Raw genomic sequence first — 26,597 nt, forward strand, 5'->3', positions numbered from 1 at the left:
CCCATCAACGGCCGCCGGACGCCCCCGTCCGGCGGCCGTTGTCGATCATGGAAGCGCAAAGTTGATCTTGGGCCCGGGGACCCAGCGGAATTGGGCCTCCGGGCTCAGGCGCCGGGTCGCTGCGCAACCGTACCGTCGGTTCATGATCAGCAAGCTGCTCGCCCGCCAGGGCCGGCCCGACCGCGGCACCGGGATCCTCGAGTACGTCGCCACGGTCGGGATCGCGGCGGTGTTGATCATCGGGATCGCGCTGGCCGGGCTCGGCGGCCAGGTCCAGGCCATGGCCGCCGCGGCGATCTGCTCGATCACCCAGCAGACCAACTGCGTGAACCGGCTGACGCTGACCCCGTACCAGCAGGCCCTGACCGGCAAGTACGTCGCTCTCGGCGACAGCTTCGCCTCCGGGGAAGGAGCCTGGGACTACGAGCAGGGCACCGACTTCGACGACCGGAACGACCTGTGGCCGTTCAACGACGACGAGGAGAATCACAATCGGTGCCACCGGTCGAAGAACGCGTACGCCCAGATCCTGGCCGCCGACAACGACTTCGCCGACGGCAGCGGTTTCGTGGCCTGCTCCGGGGCGGTGATCGACGACTTCGACCAGCCCAACGGCGACAACACCGGCGAGGACCCGCAGCTGGCGGCGCTGAACGACGACACGTCACTGGTCACGCTCTCGGTCGGTGGCAACGACCTGGGCTTCGCCGACGTGCTGCGGGACTGCGTGATCAACGGCGAGCGCGGCGTCGGGCTGATCGACTCCTGCCAGGAGAAGCATGATCAGCGGATCACGAAGCGACTGCCCGAACTGCGGTCCGAGCTGGTCGACCTCTACCAGAAGGCCAGGCAGCAGGCACCCAACGCCCGGATCATCGTCGTCGGCTACCCGCCCCTGTTCGTGGAGGACCCGGACGACGACTACGGCAACCTGCTGTTCGCCGAGGATCAGGAATGGATGAACGAGCGGGCCGGGGATCTCAACGCCGTACTGGCCTCCGCGGCCGCCGAGGCCGGCGTCGAGTACGTCGACCCGACCGACGCCTTCCGCGGCCACGGACTCGGTAGCGACGACCCCTGGTTCAACGACCTGGACTGGGGCGGTCCCGGGCTGATGCTGGTGGACCCGAGCAGCTTCCACCCGAACGCGAAGGGTCACGCGGCCTTCGCCAAGCTCATCCAGCAGCAGCTGGAGCATCCCCGGTAGCCGGTTCGGCCCGGACGATCTCCAGGACGCCGCCCACCTCGATCCCCCACCCGGCCATCGCACCGGCGCCGGCCTCGATGGTGGCGCTGGCCCCGCGTCGCGGCCAGGTCCCACCGGTCCACGGCTGCAGGGTCTTGATCAACAGCACCAGCCCGGCCCGATCCACCACGGCCACGTCGATCGGGTAGCGCATGCCGATCATGTGCACCGACGGGCAGCGGGTGATCCACAGCGCGCCGATCACGGCGTCGGTGCCGAGCAGGCCGCGCTGCCGGCTCCGGTACGACTCCGCGACGGCGAGCGGCGCGACGTCCGTCCCGTTGCAGCGGAGCCGGTGCGGCCCCGGCCCGAAGACGCGTTCGGTGGCCATGATCAGGACCTTACTGCCCCTGGGTCCCTGGGCCCAGGGCCCCAGCCGGCCGTTGGGTCCCTGGACTCTCGCCGGCCGCACCACGCCCGACCAGGATGGATTCATGATCACGACGGACCGGCGAGGACAGCGCGGCCAGGCCACGCTCGAGTACGTCGCCGCGATCGCCGCCGCCGCGGTGATCGTGATCGGCGTCGTGATCAGTCTGGCCGCGCAGCACTCCGAGTTCCGCGGCCTGGCCGGCTCCGCGCTCTGCAAGGTGATCACACTCGGCTCCGGCGGCTGCGCCGAGAACCCCAGCCAGGACCAGGATCAGCAGGATCCGGAGCCCTGGGTCTGCGACGTCTTCGGCTGGGGCTGCGCCGCGAACGACGACGGCGGCGACGACACCCTGTGGTACTGCGACCTGTTCGGTATCGGCTGCCCGGATGATCAAGCCGACCCGCCGGTCGACCTGCCGCAGGGACTGGACGCGGACTCCGACCTGGTCGAGACGATGCTCTCCACGGAACGCGGCCGGCAGACCCTGCAGTGGCTGGCCGACCAGGGCATCGAGGTCGTGATCGACCCGAACGCGACCGGCGCCTACTGGGACGGCACCAAGATCGTCATGGGTCCCGGCTACGAGGACGCCGCCGTCCTGGTGCACGAGGCGAACCACGCCCGCTACACCGCCGAGGGCCGCAGCGCCGACATCGGCAACCCGGACCGGGAGGCCTACGTCCGCGGCGCCATCGACGAGGAGATCGACGGCACCATCCAGCAGATCTACGCGGCCCGCGAGTTCCGGGCCGCCGGTCACTCGGTCGGCACCAACCAGTCCGAGCAGAACTACACCACCGCCTACGACCAGGCGATCCGGGACGGCCGTACGGCAGCGGAGGCGGACCAGGCGGGCCGGGCCGCGGTCGCCGAGGGCTTCTACAACGGCTCGATCACCACCTCGAACAACGGTCAGTCCTACGTCGACTACTACGGCTCGGCCTGGGATCGGGTGCACTGAGATGTCACGCCGCGAGCGTCGCCCCGGCCTGTGGAAGACTGGCCGCACCGCTGCCATGGAAGGGGATCCCGTGCGGAAGGCGCCGCTCCTCACCGCGATCGTCGCCGTCGTGGCGATGGTCCTCGGCGGGTGCACGCCCGGCAGCACGCCGCCGCCCACCGACCCGCCCAGCAGCCCACCTTCGAACGGTCAGGAGGGTGACTTGCGTACCCGACTCGCACGGGCCCTGCAGCCCGTCTCCCCGGACACCGCGACCCTGGTCGAGGACGGCCGCACGACGCTCACCGAGGTTCCCGCGGAGTGGCTCGACGGGTGGCTCCTGATCGACGTCCTGCACTACGGCGCGAACCACCCGCGCCGGGTCTACGTCGCGCTGTCCGACACCGATGAGGTGCAGCTCCTGACCGGCCGCCCGGACGCCTTCAACGCGGTGGTTCGCGGCAGCGAACCGACCGCGGACACCGCCGCCGACGTCGCCCGGACCTTCCTCGACACCATCCGCGACTTCCGGAAGTGGTCCTATCGGGTGGAGCGGGTCGGCGACATCAAGTGGCTGCCGAAGCCGACCGCCGCGCAGGCCGAGGCCCGGGATGAGTTGATCAAGGAACTCGGTTCCAGGATCACCGCACCGCGGCCGGTCGCCGACGGGGATGCCTGGTCGGTCACACTGTGGACCGTGACCGGGACCAGCCTGGTCCAGCACGACCTGACCGTTCGCGGCGACGGCACCGTCGAGGACACCGCCGTGGTCGCCGTGACGGACCTCCCGGTCCCCGATTCCATGTGACAGCAGGATCCTGAAGCCCCGCTCGACGTACCTCCGTTCCGTCAGTGCTGTGGCGACACAGTACTAAGATCCGCCCAGGAGGGTGCTCGACGCACTCTGCTCCCCGGACGGTTGCGGAAGGGATGCGGTGGCTCGGCTACGACGTTCCGTTGAGCGCGTCGGTCTGCGGATGCGGATCCTGGACCGGCTGATCGTCGCCGGGCTGGCCGCCATCGCGATCGCCGGCCTGATGAGCTTCGCGTTCGGCCCGCGGCAGGCCGCGGTGTCCCGGATCGCCTGCCTGGTCGGCTCGCTCGGCCTGGCCACCTGCCGCGATCCGCTGCCCGCCTTCGACTCGGTCCGGCTGGGCGAACCGCGCTGCCGCTTCCTGGCCGGGCTGGACACCGCACTGCCCGAGGTACGGACCGAGACGGCGACGCTGCCCAGCGGGCTCGTCCTGACCACCAGCCGGACCAGGTCCGGCGACACCGTGGTCCAGGCCGGCCCGCCCACGGCCGCCGAACCTCCGGCGGTGCTGGCCGGCGAGCCGCGCCGGTCCCGGTACCCGGCGCCGGGCCTGGAGCTGCCGGCCCAGACGGAGTGGCTGGTGCCGGCCGGTCAGGACGTCGGCGAACTCGCCGCCCTGCTGGAGCACCATCATGATCATCAGGCCCGCAGCCGGTCCGCGATGGCGCTGTTCGCCCGGCTGGTGCACCCGGCCGCCGGGCCGGCGACGCCGCCGCCGACCGTGCGGTACAGCACCGTGGCGCTGCGCGAGGCACCGTTCCCGGTGATCGACGACGCGCCGAAGACGCCGGCCCCGGAGCCCGGCCGGCTGACCCTGGACGACGACCGCCCGGCCACCGCGCGCTACCGGACCACCGACCGCCAGCTCACCGTGACCGCGCCGGTCACCGGCCTGATCGCGGAGCGCGAGGCCGCCGGGACGGTCAGCTGGACCAGGGATGCCGACGCCCGGCTGACCCGGGTGTTGATCATGGTCGTCGCCGGCGGCTCCTTGATCGACGGCGGCCCGGCGATCAAGGACTCGGTCTCGATCGGGTACGTCGACCTGCCGATCCGCGCCGACGACGAACGGGAACTGGCCGAGGCGTGGCTGAGCCGGCCGGGCGGCCTGGCCGTGTCCGCGACGGAGCTGTTCGGGCTCGCCGCGCCGGACCCGAAGAACCGGCTGGCCAGCTGGTTCAGCCGCGGCGCGACCGTGACGGTGCTCCGCTACCAGGGCGTTGCCGCCGCGACGGCGCTGAGCCGGGCCGGCGAGGAGGTCCGGCTCTCCCGCCGGACCGAGTGGGCCGGCGTCCGGCTCGCCTCGGTCCAGCAGGTGGCGCCGCGCCCGGACGGATCGGCCCGGTCGCTGGTCGACGACCCGGCCTGCGGGCGACCATGATCGACCACGGCGAGCCGGTCCGGCGCTGGTCCCGGCGGTCCCTGATCGGGCTCGGTCTCACGGCGCTGGCCGTGGCGGCCGGCAGCCCAAGGGCGCAGGCGGCGCCGATCCTGCTCGGCCGGTTCGGCTTCGAGGTGCCGGCCACGGTCCGGGCCCTGGACCCGCCGCGGGCCGGCTGGCAGTGGCACGGCCAGTTCGTCGAAGGCGGTGTGCCGTCGATCATCGTGCTGGCCCGGGCCGACCTGGCCGGGGTCGCCCCCGAGGAGGCGTTCGGGCTGCTGCTCGCGTCCGGCGCCGGCGGCGGCCTGCCGGGCCTCGCGGCCGGACCGGCCCGCAGCCGGACCACCCGGGACGGCTCGCCGGCACTGCGGTCACCGCTCGCCTACCGGCCGGCGCCCAAGATCAACTACCGCGGCACGGTGTTGATCACCGAGAACGCCGGCACGACGGCGATCCTGGCGGTGCTGGGCACCGAACGGCTGACCGCGGGCCGGACCGACCAGGTGCTCGACTCCGTACGGTGGTCGGCATGATCAAGAACCTCGGAGCCGGCTGGGCGGCGGCACTGGTCTCGTTGATCATCGCCGGTGCCGGCATGTCGGCGACCCTGTCCGGCAGCGCCACCACCGAGCCGGTCCGGCTGTCGTTCGCGGCGGCGCTGCTCGGCTGCTACGCCGCCCTGGTCGGCGTCGTCGTCACCGAGCGGGCGGACCGGACCCGGCTCCGGTGTGTGCTCTGGGGCGGCGGGATCCCGATCCTGGTCGGCTGGCTGACCGCCGTCGTGGTGGCGGCCGACGCAGGGCCGGCGGCGGGACTGCTCGCCGGCGCGCCGTGGCTGGCCGGGCCGCTGCTGGTCGCCCTGATCGGCCGCCGGCTGCCGGCCTTCCATCCGTACCGCTGGCTCCGGGACCGGTTCGCCGCCCGATGATCAGCCGGTCAGCCGCGGCCGTAGGTCCGCCAGGGCGAGCTCGAGGTCGACGAACGTGAACCGCAGCGTGCCCGGGTCGAAGATCAACTCCAGCGCGCCGAACCCGCAGTCCATCGACGTCTCCACCGGCGGCGGAGGCGGTGGCGAAGGTGGCGGTCCGGTCGGTGTCGGCGTCGGACCGGTCGGCGTCGGAGTCGGCGTCGGGGTGGGCGTCGGCGTGACGAAGTCGGCCGAGATCGTGCACCGGGCCAGCGCGAACCGGGTCTCCGCCTCGGCCTCGGCGGTGGCCGGTTCGCCCTCGGCGGTGTGATTCAGCCGCACGGTCACCGTCACCCGGTCGGACAGCACGTTCCAGCAGTACGAGGTCAGGGTGGCGCCGTTGGCCGTCGCCAGCTCGGCCGCCCGGACCTTGCCGCGCTGCCCGCAGGGGCCCGCACCGGCCAGCTCGGGCAGGCTGGTCACCACCGCGAAGCCGTCCACCAGCAGGCCCGGCAGGTCGTCCAGGATCCGTTGCGCGCCGGCCAGCGCGGCCGCGTCGGCGGCGTGCTGCGCGGCCGACCGTTCCTCGCGGGCCATCGCGCCGACGGCGACCACGCCGATGACGAACAGCAGCGCGCAGATGCCGAGGACCAGGACCACGGTCACCGGACCCGAACCGCGGTCGGCCCGTCGGCTGCCGTACCCGCTCACCACCGAGATCTCCTTCCCCACCGTGGAAACCGCCGATGGCCGGGGTGGGATCGCCCCACCCCGGCCACCGCCGGATCACCCGGACCGATCAGGTCCCGGGCACCTTCACGGCGCCCTTGACCGCGTTGATGAAGCCCTCGACCCAGGTGCCGAGCGCGGCCTTGTTGAGCACTCCGACCACCGCGATGATGATCACCGCGGCGACCGCGATCATGCCCACGTACTCCAGCGTCCCCTGACCGGCCTCACGCCGGGCCCGCAGCTTGTCAGCCACGGTGAGCTGCCACACGTACAGCGTGACGAACAGCTTGTCCATGATGCTTTCCTTCCGGTTCCCGGCTCTGACCAGCCGATTCAGTTTCTGGATCCCGGTCTCCCGGGTTGGTCTCGATGACCTCAAACTACGGCGATCCGGCCCCCGAGCCATGGGTCCAGAGGCCCAATCGCGGGCCCAAGCTGCCCGCTCGCCTCTCCCTCGCGGCGCGTCCGCTCCCGTAGCCTTGGGACAGCGAGTCGACCGAGGCCCAGGAGGACCAGCGACGATGGCACAGCGGATGCGGGTCCGGCGGGTGCTCGTCGCGGTCCTCGCCCTCGTCCTGGCCGGGACCCTCGCCACGGCAACCGGGCAGTTCGCCCGCGCCGACGAGCCGGTCAAGATCCTGCTGCTGCTCGACGTGTCCGGCTCGATGAACGAGAAGATCTCCTCGGGCGGGACCAAGCTGGCCGCGGCCCGTACCGCACTGAAGCAGGTCGCCGACGCGCTGCCGGACGGCACCCAGGTGGGCCTGCGGGTGTACGGCTCCGAGATCGAGGAACCCAAGGCCGAGAACCCGAAGGCCTGCCAGGACACGAAATCCGTGATGCCGGTCGGTCCGCTGGACCGGGCCAGGATGCATCAGGCGATCGACTCCTTCGACGCGGTCGGCGAGACCCCGATCTCGTACGCGCTGGAGCAGTCGGTCAAGGACCTCGGCAACGACGGCAAGCGGGTCGTCGTGCTGGTCTCCGACGGCGAGGAGAACTGCGTCCCCGACCCGTGCCCGGTGGCCGAGAAGCTCGCCGCGGCCGGGGTCGACCTGCAGTTCAACGCGATCGGCCTCGACGTCAACTCCAAGGCCCGGCAGCAGTTGCGCTGCATCGTCGACGTCACCGACGGCAGCTACTACGACGCCGAGGACACCGAGGACCTCACCGACTCGCTGCAGAAGCTGACCAAGCGGGCACTGCGGCCGTTCACCATGTCGGGTACGCCGATCAAGGGCAGCCTGGACCGGGCCGATGCCCCGGTCGCCGCGCCCGGGCAGTACCTGGACAGCTACGACGCCAGCGAGAAGCCGCGCTACTACAAGATCAACAGGACGCCGGGGTCGACCGTCAGCGCGGCGCTGTCCACCGTCGTGTCGCCGTACCGCGGCGGGCTGAACCAGGAGACCTGGGCGCTGCGGCTGCTGACCGCGGAGGGCGAGACCTGCACGAACGACACGGCCGGGGGTACGGCCTCGTTCGAGACCTCGGTCCACTCCGGGTCGGTGACCACCGCCTATCGCGGCAACGATCCGGCCGATCCGTGTGTCGGCGGGCCGGTGCTGCTCGAGGTGGTCCGCAACTCGTACCAGGGCAACAAGGCGGCCGCGAAGATCGAACTCGTCATCCGGGAGGACCCGCCGATCACCAACCTGGCCGAGCTGCCGGGGAACGTCACCGATTGGAAGGGCGCCAAGGCCGTACCCGACGCGAAGCCGACCACGGTCGTCGGCGGCACCGCCTTCTCCAACGCCGCCGAGCTGAAACCGGGCAGCTACCGGGACACCATCGCCGCCGGCGAGACCCTGTTCTACCGGATCGCCGCCCAGCCCGGCCAGACGATCCGGGCCACCGTCGACTTCCCACAGCCCGGTACGGAGAGCGCCCAGGGCTCGGTCGCGCTCACCCCCGCCGTGCAGCTGCTGTCGCCGATCCGGAACACGATCCACGAGCGCTACACCGTGATGGTCGGCGAGCTCGAGCGCCCGACCCGGCTCACCACCGGCACGCCGCAACTCCGGATCCGGAACCGGGAGATCAGCATCACCGACGGCGAGACCGGCTCGATCGGCGCGGCCACCTTCGGCGGTGATCATTTCCTGGCGGTCAGCCTGTCGCCCACCATCGACTCGGAGAGCGGCCGGATCCTGCCGATCCAGCTCAACCTGGCCATCGACGGCACCCCGACCGGCCTCCCCGCCTACCCGACGCCGACCCCGACGCCCGACCCGTCCACCGCCGCCCCGACCGGTCCGGCCAGCTCTCCTGGCGGCCCCGGCTCCGAACCGGGAACCCCCGGCGCGACGAACTCCGCGGGCCCGAACGACCCCGGCCGCATCGAGGGCGCCCTGATCGGCGTCCTCGGCCTGATCGGCGTGCTCCTGGTCGCCGGCGTGATCACCGTCCTGATCCTCCGCCGCCGGCGCACCCGTTCCAACTGAATCACCCGCGCATCCCCGCAGCTGAACCAGCCGCGATCAGTGGGGCCCGATCCCACCAGACCGTCGACCTGCCAGCCCGATCCACTGCCACGCCGATCGTCGAGCCCCGGCCGCACGACGTCCGCACCTCGCATCCCGGCCGCGCCGAGTGGGCGGAACCTCCGCAACGTCGCCGGCCAAGAGCTCCGGGGGTGTGGCTCGCGCTAGGAGCCGGCGTGCCAGAGGGAGATGGCGTGGCCTCGGTTGTTGGCCTGCAGCTTGGCGAAGATCCGGTTGATGTGGTTCTTCACCGTCTTCTCGGAGATGAACAGGCCGCGGGCGATGTCGGCGTTGGCCGAGCCCTTCGCGATCAGGTCCATCACCTCGGCCTCCCGCTCGGACAGGCCGAACCGGTCGGCCAGCTGGGCCAGGCTCGGGGCCGGGTTGGACAGCGCGGCCAGGGTCTGCGCGGAGAACGTACCGATGCCGCCGGCGACCATCCGGACCGCCTGGATCAGCTCGGTGTCGCCGAAGTGGCCGTGCACCAGATAGCCCTTCGCCCCCGCTCGTACGGCGGCCGAGATCACGTCCGGCGCTTCCGAGTAGGTGAGCATCAAGACGTTGGTCAGTTGGGCGATCTCACTGGCGGCGGTGACGCCGTCCTGCCGCGGCATCCGTACGTCCAGCAGCATGACGACCGGCCGCTTGGCCTTCGCCAGCGCCACCGCGGCGGCACCGTCGCCGGCCTCGCCGACGACCTGGATGTCGGGCGTGGTGGCGAGCAGGCCGCGGATGCCGGCCCGGACCACCGCGTTGTCGTCGGCGATGCCGACGGTGATCACGTCGACCCCGGTTTGTCGTTCATCTGACGCTGTGCTGTCCATCGGTACGTCGTCCCCTTCCCGATCGTCGATTCGACCGCGGAGGTCCCGCCGACGCTCTCGGCGCGTTCCCGCAGTCCCCGTAGCCCGAAATGGCCGTCCCGCTCCTGTGCCGCCACGGCTTCCGGGTCGAAGCCCCGGCCGTCGTCGGACACCTCCAGCTCGAGCCGTTCGGCGTCGCCGCGGAGGACGACGTCGACCCGGCTCGCCGCCGCGTGCTTGTGGATGTTGTGCAGCATCTCGCCCAGCGCGTGCCGCATCTCCCGGGTCACCCGCGGATCGGCGTCGACGGCCTGGACCGAGGTCAGGACGGCCTCGGTCCCGGTCTCGGCGCTCCAGTCGTCGACCACCTCGCGCAGCACCTCGATGGTCGGCCGGTCGCTCTCCCCGATCCGCAACGAGACCAGCAGAGCCCGCGCCTCGGCGGCGGCCGTCTCGGCCGAGCTGGACAGGGTCTCGGCGACCTCGCGGGCCAGCCGCGGGTCGGTGTCGATCGACCGGGTCAGCGCCTTCGCACTGAGCGAGATGCCGTACAGGGACTTGCCGACCGAGTCGTGCATGTCGCGGGCCAGCCGGGCCCGTTCCTCCGCCGCGCCGGCGGCCGCCTCTGCTTCGCGTACCTGCTCGCGGGCCTCGATCATCCGCTCGGCGTACCGGCGGATCACGGCGCCGATCAGGCAGACACCGGCCACCAGGACGGGCATCCCGGTCAGCTCGACCAGCCAGCCGCGCCAGTCCTCGGCCGAGCTGATCAGCCCGGGCGAGCCCATCGCGCCGAAGGCGAGCGGGATCAGCAGCACGATCAGGATCCGGCCCGGGAACAGCAGGCCGGCCGCGAGCGCCGTACAGACGACGGCGAGGCCGGCCGGCTGGTCGGCGTCCAGACTGATCAGCAGCAGTACGGTGAGCGCGACGTCCAGCGAGGCCAGCAAGGGGTGCAGCAGCAGGTGGTGCATCACCCGGTCACTGCGACTGAGCAGCAGACTGGTCGCGGTCAGCAGCACCAGGCTGACCCCGGACAGCACGGTGCCGGAGCTGGTCAGGAACGCGGCCGGTGCGGCCAGGGCGAGGAAGACCAGCCTGGCCGTGAACACCCCGCGGACCAGCCGGACGAACTGCGGTTCGTCGAGCAGCCGGGTCTGGCTGTCCGGGTCCAGCCGGGCCAGCCGGACGGCCGACGCGCTCACGAGAACGCCTCGAACAGTTCGGCGAAGTCGATGTCGGCGCCGATGACCAGGCCGACCATGACCAGGATCAGGCAGGCCGGGACCAGCACCATCGAGGTGACCAGGGTGACCCGAGGCGCGGTCTGGGCCGCCTTCCGCCGCATCCGCTGCGCGCTCTCCCGGCGCATGTCGATCGCGATCTGGTTCAGCGTCGTGGCCAGCGGCGCACCGAGTTCCTCGGCCTGCAGGAACGCCGTGACGAAGCTGCGGACGGCGACCGAGCCGGTCCGCTGGGCCAGCCCGGTGAACGCGACCCGGACGCTGGAGCCGTGCGAGAGCTGGCCCAGGGTCAGCCGGATCTCGTCGGAGAACGCGCCCGAGAAGTGGTCGGCGACCCGCGCCAACGCGCCGCGGAAGGACATCCCGGCGCTCACCGTGACGGCCAGGATGTCGAGGAAGTCCGGCAGGTCCCGGTCGATCGACTCGCGGCGGCGCCGGGCCCGGGCGGCGACCGGCATCAGCGGCACGAGGACGGCGACCGCCGGCAGCAGCGGCAGCCCCACGAGCTGCCCCTGCACGACGAACAGGACGCCGACCGGGATCATCAGCAGCAGCCACCAGCACATCCGCCGGAGCAGGCTCTCCACCGTGACGCCGGGCGGCCGGCCGGCGTAGTCGACCTGCCGCTGCAGCGCCTCCAGCACGGCCGGGCTGATCAGCCGGCGCAGCCGGGTCGCGAACCGTCCGGCCAGCCGGGTCAGCGGGGACGCCCGGGTGACCGCCTCCCGGCGGCGTTCGTCGTCGAGCAGGATCAGGTCGGAGGCGTCCAGGTAGTCGGCCACCCGGCCGCGCAGCATCCGGTACCCCATCAGGAACAGCACCAGCGCGCCCGTCGCGGCCAGCGCCGGCCAGAGCGGGGACATCAGCGCTCGATCCTGGTCATCCGGTGCACCAGCAGTTGGCCGCCGACGAAGAGCGCGCCCGCCACCACCAGGGCCACCTGGCCGAGCGGGTGCTGGGTCATCCGCTCCACCGTGCCGGGCTGGACGACGTTGAGCATGAACAGCATCAGGACGCCGAGCAGGGTGACCAGCAGGCTGGTGCTGCGGGCCTGGGCCAAGGTGGTACGGACCTCACGGCGGGTCTCCTTGCGGTCGTCCAGGGTCTGCGAGATCTCCCGCAGCGCGGTGACCAGCGAGCCGCCGGAGCGGGCGCTGACCACCAGCGTCGACATCAGCACCCGGACCTCGCGGGAGGGCAGCCGCTCGTTCAGCTGCAGCATCGCGTCCTCCAGCGTCGAGCCGAACCGGACCGCCGTGTTGAGCCGCCGGATCTCCGACTTCGCCGGCTCGGCCAGCTCCTCCTCGGCGACCGCCCAGGAGGTGGCGATGCTGAGCCCGGCGTCGGTCGCGTTGGACAGCACCCGGGCCAGCTCGGGGATCTGCTGGACGAACCGCTCCCGCCGCCGGTCCCGGGCCCGGTTGACCCAGAGCCGGAACACCAGGAAGCCGGCCGCCAGACCCAGCACGCCGAACGCCGGCGCCAGGAACTGGGCCAGCCCGATCGGCACCACGACGGTGATCCCGGCCAGGATCAGGACGACGGTCAGCGGCGCCTGCCGGATGCCGGCCAGGGCAAGATCACGTTCGACCAGCCGGCCGAACCGGGTGGCGACGAACTGCTGGTTCCAGCGGGCGTACCGGGAACCGGCCGGCTCCCGGCTCGACGAGCCGGCCAGGGTGGCCGCGACGAGCCGCCGCTGGTCCGCCGTGTTGATCAAGAACTGGGCGGTGCCGGTGATCAACAACGCCACGAACAGCACCAGGCCGGCGTAGATCATGATCAGCGGCACGGCTCAGCCCTCCCGCACCGGCCAGGTGCCCGGTACGCCGACGCCGGCATGATCAAGTCCGAGTCGCAGGCCCTCCGGAACGGCGTGGTAGCGGAACCGACGGGCCAGCGGATCCCATTCCACCAGGGGTTGCAGGCGGTAGTCCTCCCGCCGGGCCGAGACCACGGAGGCGATCTCGGTGATCCGGCGGGTGCCGTCGGAGTGCCGGGTGAGCTGGATGATCACATCGATCGCGTTGTTCACCTGGTCCCGGATCGCGAGGAACGGCACCTCGATGTCGCTCATCGTCGCCAGGGTCTCGATCCGGGACAACGCGTCGTCGGTGGAGTTGGCGTGCACGGTGGCCAGCGAGCCCTCGTGGCCGGTGTTCATCGCCTGCAACATGTCCAGTGCCTCGCCGCCGCGGACCTCGCCGACGATGATCCGGTCCGGCCGCATCCGCAGGCTGTTCCGGACCAGGTCGCGGATGGTGATCTCGCCGCGCCCGTCGACGTTCGGCGGCCGGGTCTCCAGCCGGATCACGTGTTCCTGGTTCAGCGACAGCTCGGCCGCGTCCTCGACGGTGACGATCCGCTCCCGGTCCGGCACGAACTGGGACAGGGCGTTGAGCAGGGTGGTCTTGCCGGAGGCCGTGCCGCCGGAGACGATGATGTTGCGGCGGGCTTGGACACAGGCGGCGAGCAGGTCGGCGGCCGGGCGGTCCAGCGTGCCGCGCTGCAGGAGTTCCGTCAGCCCGTACGCCCTCGGGAACAGCCGGATCGTCACCAGCGGACCGTTCAGCGACAGCGGCGGCAGCACGACGTTGACCCGGGCACCGCGCGGCATCCTGGCGTCGGCCGGCAACCGCGCGTCCACCATCGGGCTGGACTCGTCGACCCGCCGGTTCACCGAGGAGACGATCCGGTCGACCGTCTGCAGCAGCTGGGCCTCGGAGGTGAAGCCGGACGGGATCCGTTCCAGCCGGCCGAACCGCTCCACGTAGACGGTCTCGTGCCCGTTGATCATGATCTCCGAGATCGTCGCGTCGGCCAGCAGCGGCTCCAGGACGCCGAGCCCGATCGACTCGTCCACCACCCGCCGGATCAGGATCGAACGCTCCCGGCTGGACAGGATCAGACCTTCGCGCGAGATCAGGTGGGCCAGCACCCGCTCCAGCCTGGCCCGGCGCTCCTCGGCCGGCTGGGCGGACATCTCCTGAAGATCGATCTCGTCGAGCAGGATCTGTTTGAACCGGCGGACCTGGAAGTCGTCGGCCTCGGTCTCCCGTCCCGCCGTGGGTGCCTGGCTGACGAAGCCGGTGGAGAACGACCGCCTCATGGCATGACCACCTCCCTGATCATGGTCCGGTCGCCGATCACCTGGATCGCCGGACCCTCCACGACCACCCGGACACCGTGGTCCGGGCCGAACGTCGTCACCTCGACCAGCCGCACCGCGCCCGGCAGACTAGACTCCGCGGCGGCCTGCGCCGACTCGCCGAGCGAGTAGGCCCGCGCCGCATCCCGGGCCGCCTGCGAGGCGGCCTGCGCCGTGTAGGCGGTGGCCAGGATCTGGAAGACCAAGATCATCACGATCATGACCATCGGGACCAGGGCGACCATCTCGATGCTGGCCGTCCCCCGCTCGGCGGTACGTGATCGCGCGATGATCATCTCGGCTCCTCGACCACCGCATGATCGACATCGACGGTCACGGTGCGGGGCACGCCGTCGCCGAGCAGCAGCGGCGCCTTGACCCGGACCACCACCCGCGGGCCGTCCCGGTCGACCACCACCTGGTCGACCATCGGGCCCGGCACCACGTCCCGGGCCGCCGCCACCGGGTCGGTGCCGATCGACACGGCCCGGGCGGCGGCGTCGGCCGCGACCCCGGACCAGACGAAGGAGAGGCCGAGCAGCACCAACTGCAGGCAGATCACCAGCACGATCAGCGCGAACGGGAACAGCACCACGTTCTCGACGGTGACCTGACCGGCCTCGCCGGTCGCCCGGGCGTTCGGACGCCCGTTGGCCGTACCGGGCGAAGTCGGCCCCCGAGTGCCCGCACCGGGCGAAGCCGGTCCCGGAAGGCCCGGACCGGGCGAGGTCGGTCCCGGCACGGCCGTCCCCGAAGCCGGCGGTAGGCGGACCCCCGGGGTGCCGTCGGCCGGCGGCGTCCCGTTCGGACCGGCGGCCGCAGCCGGCGTCACGGCGCGGCGGCTGGTCACGCCGAGTTCCTGGCCGATCCGGCGCAGGCTCTTCCACCAGACCGCGTTGCGCACCTCGGCCGGCGTCCGGCTGTTGCCGGCCCGCTCCAGGCCGCGGTCCAGGTCCGGGATCAGCACCTCGGACCGCTCGCCGAGCACCAGCATGTCGACCGTGTCCTGCTGGATCTCGCTGCGCCGCTGGAACCGGTTGACCACGACCCGGACGTTGTCCGGCGACACCACACCGAGCGACTCCCAGAAGACCACCTGGCGGCGCGCCGACCGGAGCGCCGGTACGTCGGCCGAGACCACCTGGAGGGTCTGGTCCGCGGACTCGACCGCCGCCGCCTGGGTGGCGGTCACCGCCGAGCCGGTGTCGATGATCACCAGTTGGTAGAGCCGGCGCAGCTGGGCCACGATCTGGCGGACCGACGCCGGCGTGATCGACTCGGTCTCGCGGATCTCGGTGGGCGCCAGCAGCAGGTGCAGGCCGCTGTTGTGGACGACGACCGTGTCCGCCACCGCCCGCGCCGTCAGGTCCTCGCTGATCTTGGCCAGATCGGCCAGCGAGACCCGGTGGCTGACGTCGAGGTAGCTCGGCACGTCGCCCTTCTCCACATCGAGATCGACCAGGCAGACCCGCATGCCCTTGACCTGGCGGACCACGTCCCAGGCCAGGTGGGTCGCGATGATCGTCGTACCGAGCCCGCCCTTGGCGCCGGCCACGGCGATCACCCGGCCGCCCGCCGAACCGTTGCCGGTCTCGGCGGTCTGGGCGCCGGCCAGGGCCTGGCTCATCGATGCACCCCATTCGATCACCGCGCTGAGCCGGTGATCGACTTCCTCCAGGCCGAACGGGTAGTCGAGCACGCCGCGGGCGTCCGCGTCCATGGCGGACCGGTAGGCGTCGACGTTGGGGTTGGAGGTGACCACCAGGACGGCGAGGCCGGGATGCCGCAGGGTCAGCTCGCGGATCATCGGCATCGCGGCCGCCGGCCCGAGTTGATCATGGACGAAGAGCAGGCCGGGCCGGTGCCGGATCACCGCGGACAGGGTCTCCTGGGTCGATTCGGCGACGAACACGACGTCGACCTCGTGCTCGCTCTGATCGAGCCGGGAGCGCAGTTCCTGGACGATCACCTGGTCCGCGATCGCGACGACGGCCTTGATCATCGCCGCTCCCCTTCCGGGATCGCCTTGCCGCCGAGGTGGCCGGCGTCGAAGGTGCGGGTCTCCTTGCTGCGGTCCTGCGCCACGCCGGGCGGCAGCCCGACCAGCCGGACCTGCTGGGCGAAGGAGCTGGCGTACGTGACCGCGAGCGCCGCGTCGGGCTGCAGCGCCAGCGTCACCGGAATGACGTTCTGCAAGGATTCCCGGTCGGGCGACTGGACCTGCTGCTGCCCGGCGACGGACACCACCCGGACGTTCTGGACCAGGATCCGGGCCTGCTTCGGCAGCCCGGGAACGTCGGCGAACACGACGTAGACGTCGACCCGGTCCCCCGGCCTGATCCGCCCGGCCAGGCCGGTCACGGCATCCACGTTGACCGCGATCTCGCGTTCGTCCGGAGCAAGATCACTCGGTGGCACCAGCACGTCCAGGCTGACCGCGCTGCCGGCGCTGAGCGCGATCGCGGTCACCCGGCCGTCGATGTCCTGGGCCCGCAGCACCGTGTTGTCGGCGGCCCACCGTTCCGGCACCTGGGCCACCTCGGTGTTCTCCGCCGACAGCGTCGTGAAGGCGGGCAGATCCTGCTTGACCCGGTAGATCGTCACCATCGGGCCGACCTGGCTGTTCACCTCGGTCAGATAGCTGGAGACGCCGACGAAGACGAGCACCGCGACCGCGACGGACAAGATCATCAACAGCAGTCCCCGCCGCTGTCTCGGGTTCATGACGGCACGCCCTTCCCGGTCGCCGCGCCGGCCAGCTCCCGCTCACCGGCGGGGTACGGGTCCGGCGCCTCGACCGGTCCGCAGCCGCAGAAGACGCACAGACCACCGGTCAGCGTCGCCGCGCAGTCGCCGCAGACGGGCCCGGTCCAGCGGCGGGCCGGCGGGGCCGCCAGCTGGGTCAGCTCCACCGAGCTCCGGCCGGCGTACGGCCGGCGGCCGAACGGGCTGAAGTCGACCGGCTCCACCGTCGGCAGCCCGAGCCCGGCCCGCAGCGGCGCCGGCGGCGGTCCGGCCGAGTGCCAGCCGTCCGGTGCGGCGGAGCCCGGGCCGGACCGGGCCGGGATCAGGGCCGGGGCGCCGAGCTCGTACAGGTAACTGCGCGCGGGCAGCAGGCCGGCGGCCCGCTCGCCCAGCGAGGTGACCGGCTCGGCGAGCCTGCCGAGCCGGGGATGCCAGACCAGGCTGCGGCTGCGGGCGGCGAGACTGAGCAGCAGTTGGACCGCCTGGCCCGGATCGGTCCAGCCGCCGGGCCGGAGTTCGGCGGCGAGGACGGCCCGGCCGATCAGCGCGAGGGTCAGGGCGTGGTGGTGCAGCGGCAGGACGCCGATCCGTACCGCGGGATCGGCGGCGACGGCGATGTGGGCCTGTTCCCGTACCTCGACGGCGAACTGGCGCGGGGCCGGTACCAGGACGTGCCGGTGCCGGAACGGGCCGAACCGGTCCCGGATCGTCCGCAGCAGGGCGTCCGGCCTCGCCGCGTCGAATCCGAGCACGCCGCCCAGATCGGACGATCCCGGGATCGCGATCAGCATCGTGCTCTCTCCTGCCCACAGCCGGAGACGGCGGACGCGAAACCACGACTGCCGCCCGGCAACCGACCTGATGTCCCACTTTGCGGCGTCAGCCTAATGGGAAATCGGTCACTCGTGGCCTGGTCCGCGGAGGAGATCGGCGCCGGCCGCCCGGTCCCGCGGGGCGGCTGCTCGCTGATCTTGACGCCGGGCAGGCGCAAGGCCGTCGCAGTCTGTGGCGTAGCTCGTGTCCCGCACGGCATCCGACCCGCCTTTCGCCGGTTGGGCTGATCTTAACCTCGCGGATCGGTTCTGCGGCAGCACTAGATCGGCGGCAGCACCGCCCACAGGTAGGCGCCGACGATCATGGCGGGCCCGAACGAGAGGTGGGATCGCCGGTCGGCCCGGCGGCTGACGATCAAGATCACCGCAACGATTCCGCCCAGGACGAATCCGGACAGCAGGCCGAGCATCGCGGTCGTCGGGCCCAGCCAGCCCAGCAGCCCGCCGAGCACGCCGGCCAGCTTGACGTCGCCGAAGCCGAGTCCATCGCCGCCCGGCGAGAACAACGCCAGCAACAGGAACACCACCAGTGACACGGCGGCGGCGATCCCCGCCACGGCGAGGTTCCGCCAGGATCCGGCCAGCGCGGAACACGTGATCAACCCCGCGGCGAACACCGGGTAGCCGGGCAGCGTCAGCAGGTCCGGCAGCCGGCGCACCTCGAGATCGATCAGGGCCAGCACCAGCGCCCAGACCCAGGCGACGGTGTACGTGAGCGTCACCGCGAGCGGGTGCCGCCAGAGCAGGGACGCGGCCAGCACACCGACCACGGCCACCGCCGGGACCAGCCACGGCGAGAGCGAGCGCCGGACCTCGTCGTCGGGGTACCGGTAGTCGCGCCGGCGCAGCCAGAGCGCCGCGGCCACACCGAGGACGAGCGCCACGGCGAGCGAACTCGCGAGAGCCACGGCGACCTCCTTCGTCGACGAGCCGACCCGAGGGCGACTGTAGCGTGTCCGGTGCCGTCCCATCCGCGATCGAGGAGGACCACGCCATGCTTCGCAGGCTCGCCGGGCCAGCCGTCCTGATCATGGTCGCCATCCTGCTCGCCGGCGGCTGCACGGCTCCTGATCAAGGCTACGTCACGGAGTCGGTCGGCCGGCTCACCGTCGACCGGCCGGCCGGCTGGGATCTCGAGACGCCCGTGGAATCGCCGTGGAACAAGGGATTCCGGGACGCCGCGGACGCGCCGGAGCAGCTCCAGCTGTCCGGCGACTTCGGCGACTACGCCTCCGCCGGCCAGGCCATGGGCTCCTTGATCGGCAAGGCCCAGGTCGGACTGCCGTCGTTCCGGGTGATCGAGTCCCGGGAGATCACCGTGGCCGGCGCCAGCACCGCCCAGCTGACCCGCTACACGGTCGCCGACGGCGGCGACGGTGAGCTGGCCGGGCTCTGGATCGTCGCCGCGCATTGGCCGTACCCGCAGTCGGTCGCGGTCTCGGTGCTGGCCTCCGAGCACGATCCGGCCCTGGAGCAGCGGTTGATCAGCTCGATGCGGCTGCGGCCGGACCGGTCGTGATCACCGGATCCTGACGCAGTTGGGCCCGGGACTGGGTCCCCGGGCCCAGGACCGGATGATCATGTCGCCGTAGCGTCGTAGCCGTCCGAGGTGTCCGGAGCGGCCCGGGAGATGCGATGCGCCGATCAGCGAGAAGCGAGGCCGGGGTGGCAACCGTGGAGTATGCGGCCGCCCTGGCGGTCGCCGCGTCGCTGCTGATCTCCGTCGCGGTCACGCAGGCCACCGACGGGCTGGACGTGCTGGCCCGGAACGCGATCTGCGCGGTCAAGAGCGCACTCGGTGCGGCGGCCTGCGCCACCGATCCCGGCGGGCCGGGCGACCCGGCCTTCGACCCGAAGCCGAAGCGGTGCACCGTCCGGAAACGTACCGAGAAGGTCAATTCGGAGATCAAGATCGCCTTCATCAAGATCGGCGAGAACGCCGGTTTCATCGAGACCCACTACAGCGACGGCACGGTCGGCTACACCGCGACCGACGGTGCCGGCATCGGCGTGACCGGCGGCCTGGGGGCCGACCTCGAGTGGGGCAAGCTCGAGGCCGGGGCGAAGGTGGATTTCGGCTTCGGCGTCGAGGCGGCGTACGGCAGCACCTGGATCTTCAAGGACAAGGCCGAGGCCGACCGGATGCGGTCGCAGCTGCAGGACTACCTGACCGAGCAGCAGATCCTGCGGCACGACCCGAACTACGCGATCTGGCTGGCCATCCACGGCGCGACAGAGCCGCCGCGGCCGCCGGACCAGCAGGTGAACACGATCAAGGTCGAGGGCACTGCCGAGGGCGATCTCGGGATCAAGCTGCCCTGGGAACAGGACCGGGGTCCGGGCACCAAGAAGTCCGAAGTGCCGGGGCTGAGGCTGGCCGGCGCCGGTATCGAGTTCGGCACCAGCGGCACCTGGACCGAGGTCCATGATCAACGCAACGGCAACACGATCTGGACCACCGAGGGCGAGGTCACCGGCGCCGGCGAACTGACCGGAGGTCCCTTCGGTGACAAGCTTTCCGGCCTGCTCGGCTCCAGCCTGGCAGTCACCCGGAACAAGGACGGCATGATCACCAAGGTTGCGATCACCACCACCCGCCGCGGCGACCTGGCCACCTCGACCCGGGGCGGCCAGGGCAACCTCGGCGGCGAGGGCAAGGACACGAACTCCGAGGGCAGAGCGACCGTGACCACGACGACGCTCGAAGTCGGTACGCCGGAGCAGCGTGCGATCGTCGAGGCCTGGCTGTCCGAGGGCGGCGTGATCTCTCCCGAGACCGCGTTCCCGGAGACGCTGGTGCCGAACGACACGCTGCAGAACCTCATGTACACGCATGCGACGGTGAGCAACGTCCAGTACGACAACGTGATCGACAAGACCGGGTTCGCGGCCGAGGTGAAGGTCGGCGTCGCGTTCGGGGTCGACTTCAGCCTGGAGACCGAGGAGTCCCGGGCCACCCGGGCGAGCTATCTCGGCACCTCCGGGCCGGACGGCATCCGGTATCCGGTCGACTTCCCCGAGTGCGTGGCCCGATGATCACCGCTCCGCAACGGACCGGAACGATCCGGCGGGCCCACCCGGCCCGGTTCGCGCTGGTGGTCCGGCTGCTCTGGGTGACCGTGGCCGGCCAGCTGATCGGGTACGCCCTCGGCGCCCTGGCCGGGGCCGGCGCCGGAATGTTCGGCCGGGCGCCGGGACTCGGCCTGGTGGTGAGCGTCGGGGCGGGCCTGGTCGCCGGAACGGCGGTCGGGCTCGCCGTGGCGCCGAGCCGGCGCCGGACCGCCGGTCTCGCGCTGATCACTCTCGTCCTGGCGGCGGTGATCAGCGTCTTGTTGATCATGCTCGCGCAGGCCCGGCTGCCGACCGGCCTGGGGCGGCCGGGCGCGATGGAGTATGGACCGACCGTCCTGGTCACGGCGTTCGGCCAAGGCCTGGTCGGCTGGCTGGTCTGGACGCTCCGGGCCCGTCGCCGACGCGGTGAGCCGAACGGATCCCCGGGTCAGGCCGATGGCGCGGGTCGACGCCTCCGGTCGGCGGTACCCGGTGCCGTCGACCGTTCATGATCACGATGCCGCGTGGATCAGACGCCAGGCCTGGCCGGCGAGCCGGCCCGGCGCACCGGCGGCGGTGCCGGGGTGCAGGGCCAGGGCGATCACGCCGGCGGCGACGTAGCGGGCGTGCAGCTCCGGCCGGACCCTCTCGAACCCCGGCGGCCGCTGGCCGGCCCGGAACCGGGTCGCGAGCACGCCGGACAGGGTGTCGACGAGTTGCCCTTCGACGCGGGCCGCGGCGCTCGGCCCGAGTCGCGCCAGCAGCGGTGCGGCGTCCGCGACCGCCGTGAACAGGGCCACCAACTGCCGTGGCGCCCGGTCCCGGTCCTCCGCGAACGGGCATTCGGTCAGCGCGCCGGCGATCGAGCCGATCCGGTCGGCCAGCGCGTCGCAGACCAGGTCGTCCACGCTCGCGTAGTGCTGGTGCGCGGTGCTCCGGTTCACGTCGGCGGCGGCGGCGATCGCCGCCATGGTGAGCCGCTCGGCACCGCCGTCCAGCAGCCGCAGCGTCGCCGAACGCAGCTGGTCCCGGGTCCGCCGGACCCGTCGATCTCCTTCGTCCACACCGGGAATGCTATCCACCACTCGTACGTTAGCCAACACATGATGGATAACCGACTGATCATCGACGGGTACGCCGACTTCCTGTGCGGCTGGGGCTACATCGGCAAGCGCCGGCTGGCCCGGGCCCTCGCCCTGGTCGGCCGGGCGGCGCCGGGGCGCGACGTGCAGGTGCGCTGGCGGCCGTACCTGATCGACCCGACCGCGCCGCAGTGGTCGGAGTCGATGGCCGGCATCCTGCAGCAGCCGGACCTGGCCGAGGAGCTCGCCGGTTGCGGCCCGGGTTCCGCCGCCGACAACCGGCTGCGGGCTCGGGACGCTGCCGTACAGGAGGGCATCGAGGGTGACTTCGGCGCCCGCTGGCGGGCCAGCAGCTGGGCCGCGCACCGGCTGGCGACGGCGGCGCTGAGGTACGGTCCCGAGGTGCAGGACGAGCTGGTCGAGGAGCTGTACCGGCTGCACTTCGTCGAACACCGCGATCTCAATGATCTTGGTCTGCTGACGTCGCTGGCCGAGCGGTACCGGCTGCCGGTGCCGCCGGGCACCGCCGAGCTCGGGGCCGGCCTGGTCTACCTGCAGCCCGGCTTCGCGCCGGACGACGAGCTGGAGCGGGAGACCCGGGAGGCGTTGCTGACCGGCCGCGCGATCGGGGTGGACACCTCCCCCACGTTCGTGATCAACGGGAGGACCGCGATCACCGGCGCTCAGCCGGCCGAGCTGCTCGCCGACGCCATCCTGGCCGCTCCCGCCGCCGAGCGGTCGCCGGCGGAGGTTCGCCGGCTCCGGCTCGCCGAGGCCCTGCTGGCCCGGAAGGACCCGCACGGCAGCCTGTACCTGGTCGAGCCGCTACGCCGGGAGCACCCGGACGACCCCAACGTCCGGTCCCTGCTCGCCCGGGCCCGCGCCGCCTCGGCCAGCCTCGCCCCGGCCCGGGACACCCTGGCCGAGCTGGTCGCCGAGCACCCGGACGACGGCTACCTCCGCGAGCTCTACGGCCGCACCCTGCGCCGCCTCGGCGACCCCGCCGCCGCCCGCGAACTCGCCCTCGCCACCGCCCTCACCTCCTGAGAACCCCCACCAGAAAGATCCGCCGACCGGTCACCAAAGCAGCTGTTTTCGCGGCGTGTCGCTGCGGAAGTGACCGGTCGACGGATGGGGAGGGAAGTGGTGGAGGTCAGGGATTGATCATGCTCTGGGCCGGGACGAAGGCGATCTTGATCCGCCGGACCCCGGGATCACGAGGATGCTTCGGCATCGACATCGACGGGCTCCATGGTCCTGATCCGGGGCGGGCGGAGGAACGCCGTACCCCAGGCGAGGGGCAGGGCGAGCAGGCCGATGACGAGACCGGTGATCATGGGCGCCGTCGCACCGTACTGGTGCAGTGCGGCCCCGCCGGCGAGCGGGCCGAGGACGATGCCGACGTTGATCGCCGACGGCGGCAGGGACTGGGCGAGGTGCCCGCCGGGGCCGGCCAGCCCGATCACGCGGTACTGCAGCGAAGGTGCCATCGCCCAGGCGAACACGCCCCAGAGGAGCAGGGCCACCACGGTGAGCGCCGCGATGGTCCCGACCAGCACCAGCGCAAGCAGAGCAGCTGCCGCGCCGGCGGCCGCGACGATGAGGGTGCGGACCGCGTTCCGGTCGGCGAACCGGCCGCCGAGGACGGAACCGATGGTCGTGGCCACGCCGTACGCGAGCAGGAAGATCGCCACCGGTGCCCCGGCGACCCCGGTCACCTGGCCGAGGAACGGCACCAGGTACGTCAGCGCGGCGAAGTGGGACGCGAAGGCCAGCGTGCAGAGCAACAGGACGGCGAGCACCCGTGGCGCGAACGCGTACCGGGCCTGGTCGGTGGCGCCGCCACCGGCACTGGGCGTCGCCGGCACCAGCACGAGGGTCGCGACCAGGGCCACGGCCGCCGCCACGACGACCGCGACGAACGCACCACGCCAGCCGACGGCCTGACCGAGCAGGGTCCCCAGCGGCACGCCGACCGCGGCCGACACGGCGACCCCGGACACGACCGAGGAGATCGCCCGGCCGGCCCGTTCCGGCGGCACCGCCGCGACCGCGGTCCCGAAGGCCGAGGAGATGAACAGGCCGTGCACGGCCCCGGTCACCACTCGGACGGCGACGAAGAGCCAGAACTGGCCGGTGATCACCGCGACCAGGTTGCCGAGCAGGAACAGGGCCAACGCCGCGGCCAGCACCCGGCGCCGGTCGAACCGGATGGTGAGCGCCGTCAGCAGCGGGCCACCGAGAGCGACACCGGCGGCGAACGCGCTGACCAGGCCGCCGGCGGTCGAGAGCGTCACGTCCAGGTCGGCCGCGATCAGGTCGAGCACGCCGACCACGAGCAGCTCGGCACTGCCGAGCACGAACATTCCGAGGAACAGCGTCGCCAGGACGAGATTCGCCCGAGCAGGGGTGAGTGAGGTTCGAGTGGGAGCCATCGCCATGCTTTCTGATCATGAACGGTTTTGATCATGGAACTTCTTGATCATGGTGCGGAGTCTCCGGTACGAGAACGCCGCCGCAGGATTGGACTCCCGAGGACCGGCCGAGGAATCGGCCGCGCCGTGGGTACGGACGAAGGTCAGGCGATCAAGGTCGCCGGCAGACCGGTGTCGCGGACCGGTCGCTCGCCCAGGAAGTTCGTCACCTTGATGATCTTGCCGCCGGCGATGGTGAGCACGGTCAGGTGGTTCGCCCGGTACGAGCCGTCCTCCTGACGGAGATAGCCGGCCGCGGCGGGCTGACCGTTCGCGCTGGTCGGCAACATCCGCAGGTCGCCGGCCGGCCGGAACTGGCGCCGCTCCAGGAACGGCAGGCAGACGGCGAGGCCCCGGAACCAGGTCGTGTGGCCGGTCGCCTCGAGGCTGAAGTCCGTGCTGATCAAGGCCTCCAGATCTCCAAGATCGGCACGCTCGAAGGCGCTGATCCAGCGGTCCAGCAGTTCCCGGTCCCGTTCCGAGTCCAGCGGCTCGGCGTCCTCCTGCGTGGCCCGTACCTCCGCGATCCTGACCCGGGCCCGTTGCAACAGGCTCTTCACCGCCGCCACCTTGATCCCCATCGCGGCGGCGATCTCGGCCGCCGGCCAGCCCAGCACCTCACGGAGCAGCAGGGCCGCCCGCTGCCGGGGCGCCAGATGCTGGAAGGCGACGATCAGGGCCAGCCGGACGTCGTCCCGCTCGATCACCTCGGCGGCCGGGTCGCCGCCGGCGCGGCCGAGGGCCACGTCGGGCAGCGGCTCCAGCCAGGCCACCGAAGCGTCAACCTCGACCGGTGCCGCCGGATCGTCGGACGGCGCGCCGAGGCCCGACGGGAGGAACCGGCGGCTGTGATGGTTCAACGCGGTCAGGCAGGCGTTGGTCGCGATCCGGTACAGCCAGGTCTTGACCGACGATCGGCCCTCGAAGGCGTCGATCCCCCGCCGGGCCCGCAGGTAGGTCTCCTGCACCAGGTCCTCGGCGTCGTGGTACGAACCGACCATCCGGTAGCAGTGCGCCAGCAGGCCGCTGCGCAGGTCCTCGAACTCGCGCTCGAACTCGCTGTCGTCGGCGTCGACCGCCGCGTCCACGACCTCAAGGCTCACGCGCCGTCCTCCTCCGCTGCTGCTCTCCGCATCGTCACACGGTTCAGACTTCCGCTCCCGCCGAAAGGAATCGGTTCGTGCCGTGGCGATTGCTGAATCGGTCAACGTGCGGAGGCGAACACCGATTCCCCGACGCCTCGATCGAGGTCAACACCGCCGAGGCGGCCGAACCGTCCGTCCCCGACCCGAGCCTCGGAGGCCCCGTTGTCAGCACCGTCAGCACGCCAGAGCAGGATCGCGCACGCCGAGCAGTTCCGGCGGCTGCACGAGGACGTGTTCCTGCTCCCGAACGCCTGGGACCCGCCCAGCGCGTACGCCCTCGCCAGCGCCGGAGCACCCGCCCTGGCGACCACCAGCGCCGGCATCGCCTGGTCCCGCGGCGTCCCCGACGGCGGCGGGCTCACCCTCGCCGCCGCGCTGGACGCCTTCGAACGGATCGCCGCCACGGTTGACGTCCCGGTCTCGGCCGACCTGGAGCGAGGCTACGTGGACTCGGCCGCGGAGATCGCCGCGAACGTCGCGGCGTTCGTCGAGCGCGGAGCGTCGGGCGTCAATCTCGAGGACGCCACGGCCGGTTCCGTCGTGCCGCTCGGCGAGCAGGTCGCGGTGCTGGAGCAGGTGCGGGCCGCCATCGACGGGACCGGAATCCCCGCCTTCCTCAACGCCCGGACCGACGTCTTCCTGAGGGCCGCTCCGGACGTCGCTCCGGAAGACCTGCTGAGCCAGGTCGTGGAGCGGGCCGCGGCCTACCGGGCGGCGGGTGCCGACGGCCTGTTCGTGACCGGGCTGCGCGACGTCGAGTTGATCCGGGGCCTGTGCGGCAGCGTGGACCTGCCCGTGAACCTCGGCCCGGTGATCACCGACCGGGACGAGCTCCGCGCCCTCGGCGTCCGGCGAGTGACCTGGGGACCGACCCTGGCGATGAGCGGGTACGGCTTCCTCCGGGACTGGGCCACCGCGATGTTGAGCGACGCTCCACCGGCCGCCGCGCCGCTGCTCAACCTGACCGAACGCTGGCCGTCATGATCACTCGGCAGGCCCCGATCCGGGCGCCGACCGTTGCCCGACCGTTGCCCGACCTGACGCGGACACCACGCGCCGAACCCGCCCGCTCACCGACCGGTCACTTCCGCAGCGACACGCCGCGGCGGAATCTCGGGGTGAGTGCAACACGGCCTAGATGGGGTGTGTTGTGGGTGGTTCGTGGTTTGGTGCTCGGCCGGGGTTTTCCCGGCGGG

Annotated in this window: 28 protein-coding genes; 12 read left to right on the top strand and 16 right to left on the bottom strand. The window is 72.0% G+C overall.

What is annotated here, in order from left to right:
- Positions 1–142 precede the first annotated feature (142 nt).
- The gene (locus AC6CCG_RS31220; RefSeq protein WP_496658737.1) at positions 143–1,207 is read left to right on the top strand and encodes an SGNH/GDSL hydrolase family protein; all 1,065 of its coding nucleotides are present in this window, start codon (positions 143–145) and stop codon (positions 1,205–1,207) included.
- On the opposite strand, the gene AC6CCG_RS31225 is transcribed toward AC6CCG_RS31220, so the two are convergent.
- Complete coding sequence (locus AC6CCG_RS31225) at positions 1,176–1,577, bottom strand: DUF192 domain-containing protein (RefSeq protein WP_496658738.1); 402 nt, start codon at positions 1,575–1,577, stop codon at positions 1,176–1,178. The two genes, AC6CCG_RS31220 and AC6CCG_RS31225, sit on opposite strands and share 32 nt — an antisense overlap.
- A gap of 103 nt (positions 1,578–1,680) precedes the next feature.
- Here AC6CCG_RS31225 and AC6CCG_RS31230 point away from each other — a divergent pair, with 103 nt between their 5' ends.
- The 5 genes from AC6CCG_RS31230 to AC6CCG_RS31250 all read left to right on the top strand — a co-directional run bounded on the left by AC6CCG_RS31230 (position 1,681) and on the right by AC6CCG_RS31250 (position 5,682).
- Complete coding sequence (locus AC6CCG_RS31230; RefSeq protein WP_496658739.1) at positions 1,681–2,580, top strand: hypothetical protein; 900 nt, start codon at positions 1,681–1,683, stop codon at positions 2,578–2,580.
- A 70-nt stretch (positions 2,581–2,650) separates the two neighbouring features.
- Entirely contained in the window at positions 2,651–3,367 is a 717-nt protein-coding gene (locus AC6CCG_RS31235; protein ID WP_496658741.1) for a hypothetical protein, read from the top strand.
- A gap of 169 nt (positions 3,368–3,536) precedes the next feature.
- Positions 3,537–4,754: a hypothetical protein gene (locus tag AC6CCG_RS31240; protein ID WP_496658742.1), complete on the top strand. Its 1,218-nt coding sequence runs from the start codon at positions 3,537–3,539 to the stop codon at positions 4,752–4,754.
- Positions 4,751–5,287, top strand: a complete 537-nt coding sequence (locus AC6CCG_RS31245) for a hypothetical protein (protein WP_496658743.1) — start codon at positions 4,751–4,753, stop codon at positions 5,285–5,287. The genes AC6CCG_RS31240 and AC6CCG_RS31245 overlap by 4 nt, the downstream gene beginning before the upstream one ends.
- A complete protein-coding gene (locus AC6CCG_RS31250) occupies positions 5,284–5,682 on the top strand; it encodes a hypothetical protein (RefSeq protein WP_496658745.1) in 399 nt (132 codons plus the stop codon). The genes AC6CCG_RS31245 and AC6CCG_RS31250 overlap by 4 nt, the downstream gene beginning before the upstream one ends.
- Here AC6CCG_RS31250 and AC6CCG_RS31255 read toward each other — a convergent pair whose 3' ends face one another.
- Both AC6CCG_RS31255 and AC6CCG_RS31260 read right to left on the bottom strand, forming a co-directional pair.
- Complete coding sequence (locus AC6CCG_RS31255) at positions 5,683–6,393, bottom strand: pilus assembly protein TadG-related protein (protein WP_496658746.1); 711 nt, start codon at positions 6,391–6,393, stop codon at positions 5,683–5,685.
- A 67-nt stretch (positions 6,394–6,460) separates the two neighbouring features.
- The gene (locus AC6CCG_RS31260; protein ID WP_496658747.1) at positions 6,461–6,688 is read right to left on the bottom strand and encodes a hypothetical protein; all 228 of its coding nucleotides are present in this window, start codon (positions 6,686–6,688) and stop codon (positions 6,461–6,463) included.
- Between the two features lie 226 nt (positions 6,689–6,914).
- Between AC6CCG_RS31260 and AC6CCG_RS31265 the strand changes: the two genes are divergently transcribed.
- Complete coding sequence (locus AC6CCG_RS31265) at positions 6,915–8,837, top strand: vWA domain-containing protein (RefSeq protein ID WP_496658748.1); 1,923 nt, start codon at positions 6,915–6,917, stop codon at positions 8,835–8,837.
- Positions 8,838–9,040: 203 nt separating this feature from the next.
- Here AC6CCG_RS31265 and AC6CCG_RS31270 read toward each other — a convergent pair whose 3' ends face one another.
- From AC6CCG_RS31270 to AC6CCG_RS31315, 10 genes are all read right to left on the bottom strand, one after another.
- Positions 9,041–9,658: a LuxR C-terminal-related transcriptional regulator gene (locus tag AC6CCG_RS31270; RefSeq protein ID WP_496658749.1), complete on the bottom strand. Its 618-nt coding sequence runs from the start codon at positions 9,656–9,658 to the stop codon at positions 9,041–9,043.
- The gene (locus AC6CCG_RS31275; protein WP_496658750.1) at positions 9,655–10,884 is read right to left on the bottom strand and encodes a sensor histidine kinase; all 1,230 of its coding nucleotides are present in this window, start codon (positions 10,882–10,884) and stop codon (positions 9,655–9,657) included. The genes AC6CCG_RS31270 and AC6CCG_RS31275 overlap by 4 nt, the downstream gene beginning before the upstream one ends.
- Positions 10,881–11,786, bottom strand: coding sequence for a type II secretion system F family protein (locus tag AC6CCG_RS31280; protein ID WP_496658751.1), 906 nt, complete (start codon positions 11,784–11,786; stop codon positions 10,881–10,883). The genes AC6CCG_RS31275 and AC6CCG_RS31280 overlap by 4 nt, the downstream gene beginning before the upstream one ends.
- Positions 11,786–12,715: a type II secretion system F family protein gene (locus tag AC6CCG_RS31285; protein ID WP_496658753.1), complete on the bottom strand. Its 930-nt coding sequence runs from the start codon at positions 12,713–12,715 to the stop codon at positions 11,786–11,788. Before AC6CCG_RS31285 ends, AC6CCG_RS31280 begins: the two co-directional genes overlap by 1 nt.
- Before the next feature lie 3 nt (positions 12,716–12,718).
- Positions 12,719–14,032: a TadA family conjugal transfer-associated ATPase gene (locus AC6CCG_RS31290; RefSeq protein WP_496658754.1), complete on the bottom strand. Its 1,314-nt coding sequence runs from the start codon at positions 14,030–14,032 to the stop codon at positions 12,719–12,721.
- Positions 14,029–14,367 carry a TadE/TadG family type IV pilus assembly protein gene (locus AC6CCG_RS31295; RefSeq protein ID WP_496658755.1) on the bottom strand — a complete coding sequence of 113 codons (339 nt, stop codon included), beginning with the start codon at positions 14,365–14,367 and terminating at the stop codon, positions 14,029–14,031. The genes AC6CCG_RS31290 and AC6CCG_RS31295 overlap by 4 nt, the downstream gene beginning before the upstream one ends.
- Positions 14,364–16,073 carry a CpaE/TadZ family protein gene (locus tag AC6CCG_RS31300; protein ID WP_496658756.1) on the bottom strand — a complete coding sequence of 570 codons (1,710 nt, stop codon included), beginning with the start codon at positions 16,071–16,073 and terminating at the stop codon, positions 14,364–14,366. The genes AC6CCG_RS31295 and AC6CCG_RS31300 overlap by 4 nt, the downstream gene beginning before the upstream one ends.
- Complete coding sequence (gene cpaB, locus AC6CCG_RS31305; protein WP_496658757.1) at positions 16,070–16,795, bottom strand: Flp pilus assembly protein CpaB; 726 nt, start codon at positions 16,793–16,795, stop codon at positions 16,070–16,072. Before cpaB ends, AC6CCG_RS31300 begins: the two co-directional genes overlap by 4 nt.
- Positions 16,792–17,607 (bottom strand): hypothetical protein, encoded by an 816-nt coding sequence (locus tag AC6CCG_RS31310; protein WP_496658759.1) that lies wholly within the window; start codon positions 17,605–17,607, stop codon positions 16,792–16,794. Before AC6CCG_RS31310 ends, cpaB begins: the two co-directional genes overlap by 4 nt.
- 302 nt (positions 17,608–17,909) lie before the next feature.
- Positions 17,910–18,557 (bottom strand): prepilin peptidase, encoded by a 648-nt coding sequence (locus AC6CCG_RS31315; RefSeq protein ID WP_496658761.1) that lies wholly within the window; start codon positions 18,555–18,557, stop codon positions 17,910–17,912.
- Positions 18,558–18,643: 86 nt separating this feature from the next.
- Here AC6CCG_RS31315 and AC6CCG_RS31320 point away from each other — a divergent pair, with 86 nt between their 5' ends.
- The 3 genes from AC6CCG_RS31320 to AC6CCG_RS31330 all read left to right on the top strand — a co-directional run bounded on the left by AC6CCG_RS31320 (position 18,644) and on the right by AC6CCG_RS31330 (position 21,212).
- Positions 18,644–19,168, top strand: coding sequence for a hypothetical protein (locus AC6CCG_RS31320; protein WP_496658763.1), 525 nt, complete (start codon positions 18,644–18,646; stop codon positions 19,166–19,168).
- Between the two features lie 146 nt (positions 19,169–19,314).
- Positions 19,315–20,685 (top strand): hypothetical protein, encoded by a 1,371-nt coding sequence (locus AC6CCG_RS31325; RefSeq protein ID WP_496658764.1) that lies wholly within the window; start codon positions 19,315–19,317, stop codon positions 20,683–20,685.
- Positions 20,682–21,212 carry a hypothetical protein gene (locus AC6CCG_RS31330; RefSeq protein WP_496658765.1) on the top strand — a complete coding sequence of 177 codons (531 nt, stop codon included), beginning with the start codon at positions 20,682–20,684 and terminating at the stop codon, positions 21,210–21,212. Before AC6CCG_RS31325 ends, AC6CCG_RS31330 begins: the two co-directional genes overlap by 4 nt.
- Here AC6CCG_RS31330 and AC6CCG_RS31335 read toward each other — a convergent pair whose 3' ends face one another.
- Positions 21,213–21,764, bottom strand: coding sequence for a TetR/AcrR family transcriptional regulator (locus tag AC6CCG_RS31335; RefSeq protein ID WP_496658766.1), 552 nt, complete (start codon positions 21,762–21,764; stop codon positions 21,213–21,215). It abuts the gene before it with no gap.
- A 39-nt stretch (positions 21,765–21,803) separates the two neighbouring features.
- Between AC6CCG_RS31335 and AC6CCG_RS31340 the strand changes: the two genes are divergently transcribed.
- Entirely contained in the window at positions 21,804–22,829 is a 1,026-nt protein-coding gene (locus AC6CCG_RS31340; protein ID WP_496658767.1) for a DsbA family oxidoreductase, read from the top strand.
- A 167-nt stretch (positions 22,830–22,996) separates the two neighbouring features.
- Here the strand turns inward: AC6CCG_RS31340 and AC6CCG_RS31345 are convergent, their stop codons facing one another.
- Positions 22,997–24,217, bottom strand: coding sequence for an MFS transporter (locus tag AC6CCG_RS31345; RefSeq protein WP_496658768.1), 1,221 nt, complete (start codon positions 24,215–24,217; stop codon positions 22,997–22,999).
- 143 nt (positions 24,218–24,360) lie between these two features.
- Positions 24,361–25,359 (bottom strand): RNA polymerase subunit sigma-70, encoded by a 999-nt coding sequence (locus AC6CCG_RS31350; protein WP_496658769.1) that lies wholly within the window; start codon positions 25,357–25,359, stop codon positions 24,361–24,363.
- A gap of 204 nt (positions 25,360–25,563) precedes the next feature.
- Here AC6CCG_RS31350 and AC6CCG_RS31355 point away from each other — a divergent pair, with 204 nt between their 5' ends.
- A complete protein-coding gene (locus tag AC6CCG_RS31355; protein WP_496658770.1) occupies positions 25,564–26,385 on the top strand; it encodes an isocitrate lyase/PEP mutase family protein in 822 nt (273 codons plus the stop codon).
- The last annotated feature ends 212 nt before the right edge of the window (positions 26,386–26,597 follow it).

Source organism: Microlunatus sp. YIM B11417, assembly GCF_059617205.1.